Source organism: Bacillus sp. FJAT-49736 (assembly GCF_018343615.1).
Taxonomy (GTDB): Bacteria; Bacillota; Bacilli; order Bacillales; family Bacillaceae_C; genus Margalitia.
Genome location: NZ_JAGYPI010000004.1, coordinates 294,613 through 309,680, shown reverse-complemented (window position 1 = coordinate 309,680; position 15,068 = coordinate 294,613). Strand labels below are relative to the sequence as shown.

12 protein-coding genes and 1 other annotated feature are annotated in these 15,068 nt (G+C 37.3%); of the genes, 1 reads left to right on the top strand and 11 read right to left on the bottom strand.

Translation table 11 applies throughout. From position 1 onward, the window contains the following. Nucleotides 1-60 precede the first annotated feature (60 nt). The 11 genes from argS to KHA87_RS22475 form a co-directional block, all read right to left on the bottom strand. Nucleotides 61-1,749 carry an arginine--tRNA ligase gene (argS, locus tag KHA87_RS19540; RefSeq protein ID WP_213095862.1) on the bottom strand — a complete coding sequence of 563 codons (1,689 nt, stop codon included), beginning with the start codon at nucleotides 1,747-1,749 and terminating at the stop codon, nucleotides 61-63. A 46-nt stretch (nucleotides 1,750-1,795) separates the two neighbouring features. After that, nucleotides 1,796-2,001, bottom strand: a binding site (T-box leader). Nucleotides 2,002-2,231: 230 nt separating this feature from the next. Continuing rightward, a complete protein-coding gene (locus KHA87_RS19535; RefSeq protein WP_213095861.1) occupies nucleotides 2,232-3,005 on the bottom strand; it encodes an ABC transporter permease in 774 nt (257 codons plus the stop codon). After that, complete coding sequence (locus KHA87_RS19530) at nucleotides 2,983-3,966, bottom strand: ABC transporter ATP-binding protein (RefSeq protein WP_213095860.1); 984 nt, start codon at nucleotides 3,964-3,966, stop codon at nucleotides 2,983-2,985. Before KHA87_RS19530 ends, KHA87_RS19535 begins: the two co-directional genes overlap by 23 nt. A 121-nt stretch (nucleotides 3,967-4,087) precedes the next feature. Then, the gene (locus KHA87_RS19525; RefSeq protein WP_213095859.1) at nucleotides 4,088-4,654 is read right to left on the bottom strand and encodes a hypothetical protein; all 567 of its coding nucleotides are present in this window, start codon (nucleotides 4,652-4,654) and stop codon (nucleotides 4,088-4,090) included. A gap of 130 nt (nucleotides 4,655-4,784) precedes the next feature. Then, entirely contained in the window at nucleotides 4,785-4,937 is a 153-nt protein-coding gene (locus KHA87_RS19520) for an Lmo0850 family protein (protein ID WP_213095917.1), read from the bottom strand. 98 nt (nucleotides 4,938-5,035) lie between these two features. After that, entirely contained in the window at nucleotides 5,036-6,541 is a 1,506-nt protein-coding gene (locus tag KHA87_RS19515) for an MDR family MFS transporter (RefSeq protein WP_213095858.1), read from the bottom strand. Between the two features lie 25 nt (nucleotides 6,542-6,566). Continuing rightward, nucleotides 6,567-7,271, bottom strand: coding sequence for a polymer-forming cytoskeletal protein (locus tag KHA87_RS19510; RefSeq protein ID WP_213095857.1), 705 nt, complete (start codon nucleotides 7,269-7,271; stop codon nucleotides 6,567-6,569). Between the two features lie 21 nt (nucleotides 7,272-7,292). Next, a complete protein-coding gene (locus tag KHA87_RS19505) occupies nucleotides 7,293-8,009 on the bottom strand; it encodes a polymer-forming cytoskeletal protein (protein WP_213095856.1) in 717 nt (238 codons plus the stop codon). 11 nt (nucleotides 8,010-8,020) lie between these two features. Further along, nucleotides 8,021-8,638, bottom strand: a complete 618-nt coding sequence (locus tag KHA87_RS19500) for a YhbD family protein (protein ID WP_213095855.1) — start codon at nucleotides 8,636-8,638, stop codon at nucleotides 8,021-8,023. 177 nt (nucleotides 8,639-8,815) lie between these two features. Further along, complete coding sequence (locus KHA87_RS19495; protein WP_213095854.1) at nucleotides 8,816-9,871, bottom strand: NAD(P)H-dependent flavin oxidoreductase; 1,056 nt, start codon at nucleotides 9,869-9,871, stop codon at nucleotides 8,816-8,818. Nucleotides 9,872-9,999: 128 nt separating this feature from the next. Further along, a complete protein-coding gene (locus KHA87_RS22475) occupies nucleotides 10,000-13,083 on the bottom strand; it encodes a S8 family serine peptidase (protein ID WP_213095853.1) in 3,084 nt (1,027 codons plus the stop codon). A gap of 347 nt (nucleotides 13,084-13,430) precedes the next feature. On the opposite strand from KHA87_RS22475, the gene KHA87_RS19485 reads away from it, so the two are divergent. Beyond that, the gene (locus KHA87_RS19485; protein WP_213095852.1) at nucleotides 13,431-15,038 is read left to right on the top strand and encodes an alkaline phosphatase; all 1,608 of its coding nucleotides are present in this window, start codon (nucleotides 13,431-13,433) and stop codon (nucleotides 15,036-15,038) included. The last annotated feature ends 30 nt before the right edge of the window (nucleotides 15,039-15,068 follow it).

Sequence of the window (15,068 nt, the reverse complement as noted above, 5' to 3'; positions counted from 1 at the left end):
ATTGCTTGTCCAATACTTATATAAAGCACTGGCATACGCCAGTGCTTCTTTTATTGTCCCTTACATCTCTTCCGGTGCTTTGATACCGAGAATTCTTAGCCCTTCCTTCAAAACAATGGTCACAGCTTTTACTAATGAAAGTCTCGATAACAACTCTGTGTCCTTTTGGATAATCCGCACTTTAGCGTAATATTTATTAAAGGCTTGACTAAGATGGATTAAATACTTTGCCAAAACAGACGGTGCAAACCTAGCGTATGCACTTTCAATCGTTTCCGGAAATTGATTTAAAAGCTTGATAATTTCCCAGCTTTCCTGATCTTGCAAAGCTGCGAATTCGTATTGATCTATGGCAGCCTTGCGTAAAATGGATGTTGCCCGAGCATACGTATATTGTACATATGGACCTGTTTCCCCTTCAAATGTCAGCATATCCTTTAAGGAAAATTCAATATTATTCATTCTATCATTCTTTAAATCGTGAAAAACGATTGCCCCAACTCCCACTGCTTCTGCTACATCAGCTGCATTTACCAAGGATGGATTTTTATCCGAAATATTTTTTTCAGCAAGTAGTATAGCCTCTCTTAGCACCTCCTCTAAAAGAATCACTCTTCCTTTTCGGGTCGACATTCTCTTTCCATCCTTCAAATACAACCCAAACGGAATATGATGCATGTTGGTAGCCCAAGTGAATCCCAACTTTTCCAACACTCCTTTAACTTGCTTGAAATGTACCGTTTGCTCTTGCCCGACTACATATAACGCCGTATCAAACTGATAAGTTCTTTGACGATAGATGGCTGCAGCTAGGTCTCTGGTTGCATAAAGCGTTGCTCCATCTGATTTTTTGATTAAACATGGTGGTAGTTGACTTTTATCCAGTGTTACAACCTCTGCTCCATCCGAATGCTCCAATAAATTTCTATCCTTTAGTAAATCGACCACTTCTTCCATTTTATCGTTATAAAACGCTTCGCCGTTATAGGAATCAAACGTAATTCCTATCAAATCATATATCTTCATAAATGCTTTCAGTGATTCAGCACGGAACCATTTCCATAATTGAAGGTTTTCTTCATCCCCATCCTCTAAGCTTTTAAAAGCTGCTCTTGCTTCTGCTTCCAGAACGGGATTAACTTTGGCTTCCTCATGAAATTGGACATATAATTTTGAAAGCTCTTTAATCGGGTTTTCCTTTACCGTCTGTTGATCTCCCCATTTTTTATAGGCGGTGATTAATTTTCCAAATTGGGTTCCCCAATCCCCTACATGATTAATCTTTACCGTTTGGTAACCAGTTTTTTCAGCAAGATTTGCTAGTGCATTTCCAATAACGGTTGAACGTAAATGTCCCATTGAAAAAGGTCTTGCTATATTTGGGGATGACATATCCAATACAACGGTTTTGTTTTCCCCTATGGAACTATCTCCGTAGTCATGACCCGCTTTTAATACTTGCCCAACCACTACTTTGCCGATTTTTTCCGAAGAAAAGAACACATTTATATAAGGTCCAATCGGGTTAACCTTAGAAAAGCCGGTGTCCTTCTCTAATTTTCGAGAAAGCTCTGCAGCAATTTCGGCCGGCGACTTTCTTAGATTCTTAGCCAATTGAAAACACGGAAACGCTAAATCTCCATGTGTAGGATTTTTTGGCACTTCGATAAGATTATAGATGCTTTCTATTGTCCCTAACTCAGTATTGGAATCATTCAATTTCTTAGCGAAAATTACTTTTAAATCCATTTGGGTTCCCTCCAAAAAAATAATAAAAAAAGCCCGCCTCTATTATTTAAGAGACGAGCTAGCCCGCGGTACCACTCTAATTGTTCACAATACAACCACTTTTCCTTGTAACGGGTGTTCCCGATTCATCCTACTAAGTTTCAGATTCACCTCTCCGAAGTGCGCTTCATCTATAAGATCCTGCCAGGCTTCCACCATCCCCCAGCTCTCTATCATTCCCCTTTAGACTACTCTCTTCATCCTCGAGTTTTATTATGGCTTTTCGAATAGATTTTTTATTTTTCGTACATGGTTACAAGTCCTGACGTCACTTGCTTCGGGGCATCTTTTCTTAAAACTCCATTCTTTCTTAACCGTTAGAAGGATGTTTATAATATTTCTGTTTAGAAAAGCAACAGAAATTAAGAAAAGAGCCTTTATTATTATTAAGTATTATACAGACACTTTCTAAAAAGGCAATAACTTTTTTCAGAAAAATCTTTTTAATATTGTCCTAATACACCTTTTGTCATTGCTGTTTTTTCACAGCGCTTAAATACCAGTATACCCAAAACCAAATAAATAGCAGCATTGACTATTAGACTTATATAATCAGACAAATCAAAATCAAGGAGTGTTTTATTTTGAATCATAATAGCACGAGTCATATCTACACCCTTAACAACAGGTAAGAGAGCCAGGTATGGCGAGAGAGACATAGGAAAGAACGTTAAAGCCATTAGTATAAACTGCAAGACTTGTAAAAAGGCATTAACCTGCTTTATAATGATAGCCATCCCAGCGATCATGAAGCTAACCCCAAACATACTTATCACTGTAAAAATCAATATTGGCAAGATAGATACGATATCAATATTTAGCCATGTATTTGTTACCAACATGGTTAAGTATAGTAAAACGATTAGTATGATAAGCTGCTGCAAGGTCGTCGAAACGATTCTTGACAATAAAATTCTCCATGCACCCATTGGTGACATATATAGTTGCTCTAGAGTTCCGAGCTGCGCATCAGTCATAATGCTCCAGCCTATTCCTTGCATTGCACCTAAAGACAAGAACCAAAATACATAACTGACAATCGTATATTGGACATTTGATTCCATTGTGTTCGGATCTCCAACCACTTTAATCCCAAAAAACATGGTTAAAAATATACAAAAGAAGGTGATTAGTTCACTAATCGTGTTAGGAAGATATCTTTTCAATAAGATGAACTCCCTTCGAAAATTTGCCTTAAACAGTTGCAGCAACTTCACGCTTCGTTTCCCCCTTTACAATCTTCAAAAATACTTGTTCGAAGTCAATAATGGAACGATCCACTTTATCAATATCAATTTTCATTTCTTTAAACATTTCAATTACCTTATAAAAATCATCACTATGACCAATTGTCACTGTAACAACAGTTTGCATTCCATCGTGAAGCTTTAATTCCACCATAAAATGCTTTTGGATCACTTGTATTTCCTTTTCCGTAAGAACTGAATTGATTGTAAAAGAATATGCCTTCGTGTCAAAAAGTTCAAGAAGGTCATTTACTCGTTCGTCTGTAACAATTCTGCCCTCGTTAATAATAATCACCCGCTCGCAAATCTCTTGTACGACTGGCATATCATGAGAGCTAAGTAAAATTGTTTTATTATACTCCCTCGCAATATCCTTTAATAGCTTACGAACTTCATAGCTTGTTTCGATATCTAATCCTAATGTTGGTTCATCAAGAAAAATAATCTCTGTATTAGATAATAATGCAACTGCAATAGAAACCTTCTGCTGCATACCGCGTGAGAGGGAATTAACCATCTCATTTGCTTTATGTGTCAGATTAAGTCGCTCAAGCAATTCATCAATTTGAGCGGAAACTGCCTTTCTCGACAATCCTCGATTTCCCGAGAAATACTCTAAGTTTTCTCGGACCGTTAATCTCCAATATAGGTTGCGATTTCCCTCTAAAACCGTACTTATATGTCGAAGCGCCTTTAAGCGATGCTTCCCAATGTCGATACCATTAATTTTTATCGTACCTTCATTTGGTAGCAATAATCCGCACATCATTTTTATTGTAGTAGTTTTCCCGGCGCCATTTGGTCCCAGAAGTCCCACTACTTCCCCGCTCTTCACCTGAAAGGAGATACCTTTAACTGCTTCAATTATTTCTTTCGATTTTCTTTTTTTATAGCTTTTCTTGATCCCTTGTATATCTATGATATAGTCCATCTCCACACCCCTAATCAGAATTTTCTATCTTTATTATACATATTGATACTTCAAAAGTTTTCCATCTCTAGACGGATATAGTTTTGGACTTTTAACCTATCCATTGTTGAGAGCTTATCATTTATTGCTTTCTTCGCCTTTTAATAAAAATTATAGCCGTGAGCAATAAGAAAATTACTAATACACCCGGAATAATGAAAGCAGAAGTTTGCAATGTTTTTTCTGGTATCAACACAAGATCTTTCCCCTCCTTTTTAGGTTTTCCCAAATAATTAATGTCCTCTGATGCTTTCGATAATTCCTCTGTCCGACTGCATAAATTGACCACAAGTTTGTCGTTCTCTTCTTTTGCATATACGACATACTCTATATTTTTACGAAAGTCGTATCCGCATGATGCACCGGAAATAGCTGTTTTAATCGTAACTGTTCTAGAATTTACTCCTTTCCAAACCTTTTGGACTTGAAATGTAACATATACAGGATCGTCACTGCTAGAGGTAAAGAAAGAGGTGCTTTTCGTTTTTTTCTTTATTACTTTACCTTGAAAAACAGCAATTGACTTCTTCCATTTCTCCTGTGGTTGATTCTTCATAGCACAACTGCATGCCAAGGTTCCCTTCGGACCTATAATAAGTATAGAGACCACTAGGGTACAGATTAATATAATTGCAATGATTCTCTTCATCCGATTCACATCCTCCCCATAATTTATGGTTTTATTATGAAAACAGACGAAAACTATCACGTAAGGTTTCAGTAAAGCAAACAAAAAAATAAGCCAGATGTATGAACAATACATCTGACTTATTATGCTGCTAATGATGTAATTTAGGATACTTAGGGATTAACTTTACATCCTCTAGAACTTTGAAAAGCTCTCGGCGAGATTTTGTTTTAGTTATCTTTACCCCAATACCCGCTAAGTTAGCCATTACTTTTTTTAGTTGATCATGATCTTTTCTTCTCAAGATAGATCACCTCTTTAATTTTACGACTCCCTATTATTTTACCCTACTTTCCAGGGTGTGTATATCGATTTTGAAAATTTTTAACATTCATTTCACAATTATTCCTGTGCTTTTTTCATCACCATTTTATCATTACTCAACATGAAGACAAATAGAAAAGCTAATCCTGCTGGCACTAATCCCCATAGAAATGTATGGGCAATGGATGTGGATAATGCCTCTGTGATTTTATGAAGAATTTGTGCTGGTATTTGTGAGCGAGCTGTTTCTTTGAGTACTGTATTAGGGTTAAACGAACCATTTTGTGGCATTGGACCCATTCCCGCAAATACCTTTTTTAATTGATCAGAGAAAACATTCTTTTGTATCATACCAAACACCGTTATTCCTATTGTCATTCCTAGTGACCGAACAAAGTTACTTGTCGAGCTTGCAGACCCCCTCTGTTCCATCCCAAATTTATGAATTGTCGCCATCCCAAGTACCGAAAAGGAAAATCCAACCCCAAAACCGGTAATAATCATATAGATTGTTAATAAATATCGGGGAGTATCAGGATTAATCGTGGTTAATAGATAGATTCCTAAAATCGTAATAATACCAGATATGAACATGATGTTCCGATAGCTTAGCTTTGTTGTTAAAAATCCCCCTATCTGTGCAGATACAACGGAACCGAGCATCATCGGCAACAGTATAAGTCCCGAATTAGTTGCCGTTCCTCCATATACTCCTTGCACAAAAATTGGAATATATACAGTAGCTCCTGTAAAAGCCGCTCCATAAAATAGTGATACGATAGTACTACCCGCAAATAACCTCTCTTTAAACATAGAAAAAGAAATAATAGGTTCCGAAACTACTCTTTCAATTAAAATAAAAAGAATAAATAGCACGGCAAATCCAGCAAACAACCCTATGATAACGCTGGAATCCCATGCAAACTTTGCTCCACCAAGCTCTAGAGCAAACATTAAGCATACCACTGCCCCGACTAGTGTAATTGCACCAAACCAGTCAATTTTTTGTTTTTCATGTTTACGAGATTCGTGATAAAAAAGAGTGATAAATAGGAAAGCAAGTATTCCTAGCGGCAAATTAATATAAAACACCCAATGCCAGCTAATATTGTCTGTAATATATGCCCCTAACAGTGGTCCAAAAATACTGGATAAACCAAAAACGGCTCCAAACAGTCCACCCATTTTCCCTCGCTTTTCAGGAGGAAAAATATCAAATACTATCGTAAAGGCAATTGGAATAAGCGCTCCTCCACCAATTCCCTGAATTGCACGGTATATGCTTAGCTGAGTAATCGTTTCCGCTGTCCCACAAAGAATTGAACCTATCATAAACAACAGTAAACCAAATATAAAAAATCGTTTCCGTCCAAACATATCAGATAGCTTCCCGAAGATCGGCATCCCTGCCATTTCCGCCACCATATAAGCAGACACAACCCAAACAAAGCTATCAATACCACCTAAATCTGCCACAATCGTTCCCATGGCTGTAACGACAATGGTATTATCCATTGATGCCATTAAGATTCCTAGTAATAAACCCGCTACAACAAAACCTATTCTACTATTTTTCGCGACCATACATTCAACTCCCTAACCCTACTATTTATATTTTTATTTGTTTTTTTACACTAGAATTCTGCGCACAGCTGAACTGTTCATTATATTCCACCAAGTCAATTTCGCACCCTGGACCAATCTCCACTTTTTTTCCTCTAATAACAGATGCTTTTGTATATTCCACATAAATCTGGTCTCCTTCCATTGTATTTACTCCAAGGTTGCCATTTTGTTTATTAAAACCAAGGAAGGAGGACTTTCTTTTTATCTGTATCTCCTCGCCGCCGATTTCCTTCACTGTACTCCTTCCATATTTCAATTCAATATCAATCTTACCTGCATTTAATAATCCGCTGATATCAAAGGATCCATCCACCAAAAAGGTTTCCGCCTCGCAATCACCCTTTACCGAAATACTCCCTTTCACATTGATGTCTTCCCCTGTTACATTTCCACCTATGTCTGCGGTCCCGCGAATCTTCATATTGTTGTATTCTACATCCCCACTCGCATTCATGGTTCCAAAAATTTTAATAGTATCGGAATGAATATTTTTATGAACTTCCACTGTCCCGTAAATATCAAAGGAGTTTGTTTCCACACTTCCCATTGCAACACTTGTTCCATACACTTTAAAGCTTTGACATCTTACGTCATCTGTAACAGTTCCTTCTCCGCGTATGGTGGCCTTGTCGAACTCCCCGCCGCCTGAGTTTCCAGAACCAAAAATCTTTAAATCCCTTTTACTCATCTTTTGTTCTCCCCTTTAAACTTATATTTTATTTGAATTCCGCACTTTAGAGCTTTTATCAACCTCTATTTTCTCCTTGTATTCAAGAAGATCAATATCACAGTTCTGTCCTATCGTAACATTGTTACCTCTGACGATTTTTGCTTTTACCCCTTCTATATAAATATCATCACCTTCGATAACATCTGTAACCAATCTTGTTGGATAGATTGATTTAATAATCTTCATAAAGCCTTGATTTCTTTGTTTAATACGTATGTCTTGCCCGCCAATCTCCTTTGCTTTGCAATCGCCATATAGGAGAATATCGATCGTTTCTGCATTCAGCAAACCTCCGATTGTGAAAATACCTTCTGAAACAAATTCTTCCGCTTCGCAATCTCCACCAATTGAGGCTTTCCCATTAATTTTGATATGCTCTCCTCTTAATGAACCTCCTATGGTGCCACTTCCAGATATTCTTATCGAATCTGTATTAACTTCCCCACTCATAGAAGAATGCCCATCAATTGTAATATTTTCAGCTTCAACATTCCCAATTACCTTTGAATTCCCATTGATCTTTATTGTTTCCGCATTTATATTGCCGTCAACCGTTCCAAAACCATTACAATCATAATGCTTACAACTGAGATCCCCAAGAACTTTTCCTTTGCCGTTTATTGAAGCAAGGTCAAATTCTCCCCCATTTGAACTGCCAAAACCATTTATGATTAAATCACGACTTTTATTCATCATTACTCTCTCCCTTACAATAATTTTGTTGTTAATTCTTCCATACAGCTTGTTAACGATACTCGAGTCACTACTTTTGTGGATTTTTCGAAATTAATATCCTCCACACCGGAAACGATAAAGCAAGAGGACATTCCCAACTTTCGGATAAAAAATAGCTCACCACTTTTCATACTGCGATAATGATCATTCAGTACTTGCAAAACCATCTTTCCTTCATCCAAATTGATTTCACCTGAGACTAAAAGCTTTTCAAGAATATAAACAGAAAGAATATACTCAAACGTAAATTTTTTTATTCCCTGATTAATTTCGAGAAATATATTTAAAACAGCTTGTGAAGCAATCCCCTTTCTAATGATTTCATCTTCCTCTAGGCTAAGCTCAGCCAAATTTGGAGAGAATACATTCGCTAGTTCATCCAAGGATAAATTTTCCTTCATTGTTTGAATTTTTTCGATTCTTTCTAATATCTTTTCCTTTGGAAAAAAAGTCTCCTGTCCAGTAAAGGTTGATTTTCTAATAAACCATTCCTCTGGAATTAGGTTTTTTCGTTTCCATCTATATAGTTGCCCGTAAGAAATATTAGTAAGTTCCAAAAGATCCTTTTTAGAAATTAACTCTTCGCTCATACATTACGTCTCCTTTCATAATAGCTCTTTCCTTGAAAACAATGTAACATAACACTGTTACATTAGTAAAGACCATTTTATAAATTTTTTCAAATCCTTATTTCTAAAGGTTTTAAGACATAAAAAATAACAGCATATTCGCTTATGCTGTTACATTGTTTCATTACATTGTTCTATTTAGGACGGAAATCTACAGCCTTTTACAATTCGGTCTATCAATTCCTGCACTGTTTCACTCCGACTTAATCTTGGACTTTGCCCAGACCAAAGCGACATAAAATCTGGTAATCCTTGCCGTGCTGCCACTTTTCTAATTTCCTGCGTAAGAGAGTTTTGAATTGGGTATGGAGCTATTATTGACTTTCTTTCCTCCATTCCAGATATGAAGTTATTTTTGATCCCTCTTGCATATTTACCGGAAAAAGCATTTGTTAATGTAGTTTCATTCTCCCTTGCTTCCAGGATAGCCTTTTTATGTTGTTCGTGTGCACCGCTTTCCATACAGGTTAAAAAAGCAGTACCCATTTGAACCCCATTAGCCCCTAAACAAATAGAAGCTAGAATGCCTCTTTCATCCATAATACCTCCAGCTGCGATGACAGGAATATTTACACTGTCAGCAACTTGTGGGACAAGAGACATTAATCCAATCAAACTGTCAGCCATCTCCCCAGCAAATGTACCGCGATGTCCACCCGCTTCACTTCCTTGTACAACAACCGCATCCATTCCCGCTTTTTCAACTAGAATGGCTTCCTCCACCGTTGTCGCTGTTCCTATCACTACGATCCCTTTTGCTTTCAAAGACTCTATTTGATTAGCCGTTGGTAAACCGAATGTAAAGGAGCATACGGGGACTTTCTCCTCTAGTATCACCATAAATTGATCCTCGAAGGAGCTTTTATATGAAACAGATGGTAAGGATGATTTTATTTTCAGTCTGTCCCGAAACGGTTGCAATGCCTGGTAGGCACTTGCTAATATCGATGCATCTTCACCTGTATCCTCAGGAACAAATAAGTTAATGCCAAAGGGGTTTTCCGTCATCCCTTTTACCTCTTTTATTTGTTCTCTAATTTGGTCAGGATTCATATAGCCTGCACCAATCATTCCAAGACCTCCTGCATTAGACACTGCAGCTACTAGTGCAGAAGTAGTAATTCCTCCAGCCATTGGTGCCTGGATAATAGGATATTTGATATTTAAAAATTGGGTAATATCATTTTTAAACAAATAAGCCACCTACCATTCTATTAACCTAGTTTTTTAATAATGATGATAGCACTTATTTTATCATATTAATTAGAATTAATTCCCAAAAAAAAGCTATTGCAAGACCTGCAATAGCTTTTTTTGCATTATTATTTTACTGGTACAACCGTACTATTGCCAGCATTGTCATATGCAACAACAGTTACTTGGTGTCCTTTTATTTCTCCAACATTAAATTGATGATCTGACTCAGAGAAATATGCATTTTTCGTCACGGATTTTCCATCCACCAATACATCCCAATAAGAAAGTCCGCTGCCATTCTTCTCATCGGAAGCATTAACAGTAAGGTTCTTAGATGCTGCATCATATTTAACATTAAGACTTGGCTTTGTTACATCCACTTTTACTGGTAGTTCAAGTGTTTGCGGCTTTGCCTTCGAATAATCAATAACTCCTTCTACCTGAAGATAATATTGACCTTCTGAAGCTGTTTTGCCTTTAATCTTACCATCCCATAGGAATACAGGATCTAATGTGTATCTGGAACCATTTCCGTTATCATAAGAGTCCTTCCGCATGTCGCTCTCTGTTCCAACGGTAGCCACTCTATGTTTCTTGCTATCTAGTACATAGACTGTTACATTTTTTGCGTTACGCATAAAGGAGAGAAGTGGTAATGCATTATCTTGAACACCATCGCCATTCGGTGAAATAGCAATTTTCGCTGGATCTATGTCTCCAGTTTTTACATCTTCCCCTAGGAAACCATAATCGCCGCCGCCAAGAGATGTTAATACACCAGTGTAGCCATAGTAAGTATTTTCATCCCACATTGGTCTATCAAAAATCGGAGCTTGATCCCAACTTCCGTCAAAACCTACATATGGAACCGTTAATGTTGGATTCGTGTCAGTTGGATCGGTTAATTGAATAAATCCTTCTAACCAGAAGCCATTTGGATACGCGGAAGCTACGTATTTTTCTGCAGCTTTTGCATCCATTGTAATATTAATTTTTACTTCCTTATTGGCAGGTACAACAACTTGATCCTTGGCTTTTCCATTAACTTTGAAGTCTACATAGCTGCCTAAATCTAAAGCACCAACCAGATTAGGAGCATTAATTAAATCACTGCCATTTTGCAACGGTTTGTCTGTTTGCGCATTAATTGTTAAATCATAAGTAGCCGGTTTATTTGTTAAGTTCTTTGCTGATAATTGGAAGGTTACCTTACCATTTTTTATTTCCTTCAAAGCAACCTTTGCTACATTTGTCTTAGAATCTGTAACAATTACCGGAGTCGTTAAGGCAGAATTAATTTGCATTAAGCCTGCACCTTGTCGGCGAGGAGAAACAAAATTACCATCAAATACAACCGGTTTTGCAGTATTCATTAGTAAATTTTTAGCTAATTGAACGCGATCACTGTCTTTTAAGCCAAAGTCTTTGTCCACACGCTCTAATACTAACGCAGAGCCGCCTGATACATGAGGCGCTGCCATCGATGTACCGCTCATTAATCCATACTTATTATCATTAAGAGTGGAATAAATTTGCCCTCCTGGAGCTGTAATTTCTGGTTTAAAATCTAAATTTGGTGCAATACCCCATGAAGAGAATGAGCTCATTTTTCCTGCATCAGGATTTTGCATGCTTGTCTTTCCGCCATCGAATGTAATAGTTACCGCTTTACCGCTATCTAATGATGCTCTTAGCTTGTCTCCATCATTTTTCAGCATAAATAATTGCGGAATTGTGATGGATGGATCTGACGCCATATTTACAAGACCGTCTTGGTTATTATAAATAATAACACCGGCAGCTCCTGCTTTTTGAGCATTAATTGCTTTATCAACAAAATTATATGTTCCTCTTTGGACAAGGGCATATTTTCCAGAAAAGTCTTTTCCCGCAAAGTCATTTGGTCCGCCTAACCCTGCAGCTAGCACTTCAAATGTTTTTTGCTCGACATTATTTGGATGTGTTTGTCCTGCAGATAAAAATGGTGCACTGCCTGCTTCACCTGCAATAGAATATTTTAATCCATCGACCTGGATATTCGTATTTTCAAACGAAGCAACAGAAATCGATTCATTGGATACACTTGGAGATCCTACTACCCCATAATCAGGATTAGATGTAAGCGGATAGTAGTATCCATCACCAAATAACGAGGAATTTCCTGCAGAAATAGATAAGACTACTCCATTATCTGTAGCGCGTTTTACTGCTTGTTGCTCAGGTGAATTTGCATCCACAAATCCGGATGGAGATCCTAAGCTCATGTTTATTACATCTGCTCCAAGCTTAATTGCATCATCAATTGCTTTTACATAAATATCGCCATAGGTTGATTTAATTGATTGGTCATTACTGAAGACTTTAAGTGCTAGTAACTGTGCTTCAGGAGCAATCCCTTTAATTCCACCATTATTTTCATCCCCATTAGCTGCAACTGTTCCAGACACGTGCATGCCGTGCATAGATGCTCCAGCACCCAAATCCTTTACAACATCATTTTTATCAAAATAGTTGTATCCGTAAGGAACCTTATCTGTGTAAAATTTACCTGGCAGACCATTGTCTGCAACAAGGTCATTCACTTTTGATTGGGTAAGCTTTTCTTTTGCTGGATCACTAAGCTTCATATCCTTGTGATCATAATCAATACCGGTATCAATAATACCGACAACCATTCCCTCACCTTTATAGCCATAATTTCTCCAAGCTTCTTGAGCCTGTACAAGTTCCTTGCTATAAATCATATCAGGCTTTTCTTCTGGTCTCTTGTATTCATTTACAACTTGAACAGATTTTACGCCGTCAATCGACTTTATTTGGTCTATATCGCCATACTTAATATCAGCACTGAAACCATTCACGACAGTTGTTACATCATTGATATATTTGGACTTAATTTTCTTGTCCTTCATTTTGCCCTTAACTGTACTTTGTTCAGCAAGCGCTTTATTTTCTATGCTTTTTCTTTCTTGTTTACTAAGTTTATTGTATTTAACACCTTTTTGTTTCGCATATTCAATACCCGGTTCACCTGTCATCTCAACAAAGACGCGCACATCTTTGTTTGGATCCATATTCGACTGTACCTTCTCAGGCTTACCCTTGTTTGGTTTGTCCAGCCCTACTGCATGAGAGCTTCCTGCGCCAAATGCTGCACTGCTTAAAGCTAATAATAATATGAGTAAAATTGCAAAGCTTCTTTTTAGCATTACCTATCCCCCTAACATAGTTTTTAAAAGATTAATAGATTAAAGATAAACCTCCCCTCAAAAATAGACTCGCAATTTAACGAAGCCTAAAAATTCAGACATTAATAAATTAGCATAGCCGTAGACATATAAACTAGATTCTTTAGTCATAGGAAAATAGTCTTAATAGTCTGAAACTTCCACAGAAGCCGACAGATTTCTTCAAATTTCGAACTAAAATTACGACAAAATCTCAGCATATATTTAATAGGAAAGACAAATTGTCGATTTTTTTAGGAATCCGAAATATGTTAATTATTGTATAGTTTTAACCTTTTTCCCAAAGCTAAGAAAATGAGGTGATAATTATGAGATATTTAGTCCTATTTATTCTATTCCTTACCCCTTTCCATTCGGTCCATGCTGCCAAACCATCAAAGCTGCAAAGAAATGTTATTTTCATGGTTATGGATGGCACTAATTCAGATGCTTTAACTTTAACCCGCTGGTATAAAGGTACAGAACTTGCACTTGATAGAATACTGGTCGGAGGAGTTAAAACATACTCTTTGCAATCAGGTATTACAGATTCTGCAGCAGCCGGGACTGCAATGGCAACCGGACTTAAAGCAACAGCCAACATGATTGGCTTCGTTCCGGAAGTGAAAGACGGAAAAGTTTATTCTGCTCGCCCTGCAATTACTATTTTAGAGGCAGCAAAAATGCATGGGCTATCTACAGGAATTGTATCCACTTCACCTGTTCAACATGCCACTCCTGCTTCATTTACTGCTCATACTTTAAACCGTGACGGCTACGATGATATTGCAGAGCAGCAGGTATACCAAGGTATGAATGTGGTGCTCGGTGGAGGAAAGGTTTCCTTAATAGTTAATGACAAGGGGCAGCAAAAGCAAGGTCCAACAGGAGTGGGTTCCAATATGCCCACCTACCGAAAAGATGGAGAAAATTTATTGCAAAATATAAAAAAAAGCGGATATTCCTTTGTAGAAACAAAGTCGGAGCTTAAAAAAGTAAAGCACCTACAGGTTTGGGGTAGCTTTGCCGATATAGATATCGCATTCGAATTCGACCGTATGAAATTAGCTCCAAATCAACCATCATTAGCGGAAATGACGAAAAAGGCAATCCATCTACTTAGCAAAAATGAAAAGGGCTTTTTTCTCTTTGTAGAAGGAAGCAAGATTGATTGGGCAGCCCATAAAAATGATCCGGTTGGAATGATAAGCGAAATACTTTCTTTTGATGCTGCTGTCCAAGAGGCGGTGCAATTTGCAGAAAGTAACTCAAATACATTACTGATTGCTGTTACAGATCATGGAAATAGCGGGCTGACTATGGGGAATCATAATACGAATAAATCCTATTCGACAACACCTGTCCATGACTTTATCGATCCATTAAAAAAGGCAAAGCTAACCGCTGCTGGAGCCGTATCCTTACTTAAAAAAGACCGATCCAACTTAAAGGAGATTGCCAAATATTATGGATTAGAACCATTGAAAGAGAGTGAATTAATTCGTTTAAAAACTGCAGATAACGTAGAACTAGAATTGGCTAAGCAAATGGCTAATCGTGCAAATTTAGGCTTTACCACACAAGGGCATTCCGGAGAGGATGTTTTCTTATATGCCTATGGTCCTGGGAAACCCTCAGGATTAATTAATAACACTGATTTCCCTACCTATATATCTAAATTTTTGCGTATACCTTCTTTAAAGGATATAAATCAATCTTATTTTATTAAGGCAAAGGATTACTATGCGAAAAAAGGCTATAAAGTAAAAATAGATTTCCGCAATTCATATAATCCTTTGTTTATTGCAGAAAAGAAAGGAACGAAAATCATATATCCTGTCAACAAGAACTATAGAATTGAAAATGGTAAAAAGGTTGTTCTTAAGGGGGTAAATATATTTGCTAATCGGGAATTTTGGATAAGCTCAGATAAGTAAAAGGAGTGAGGTTTCTCTTAGCCTCACTTT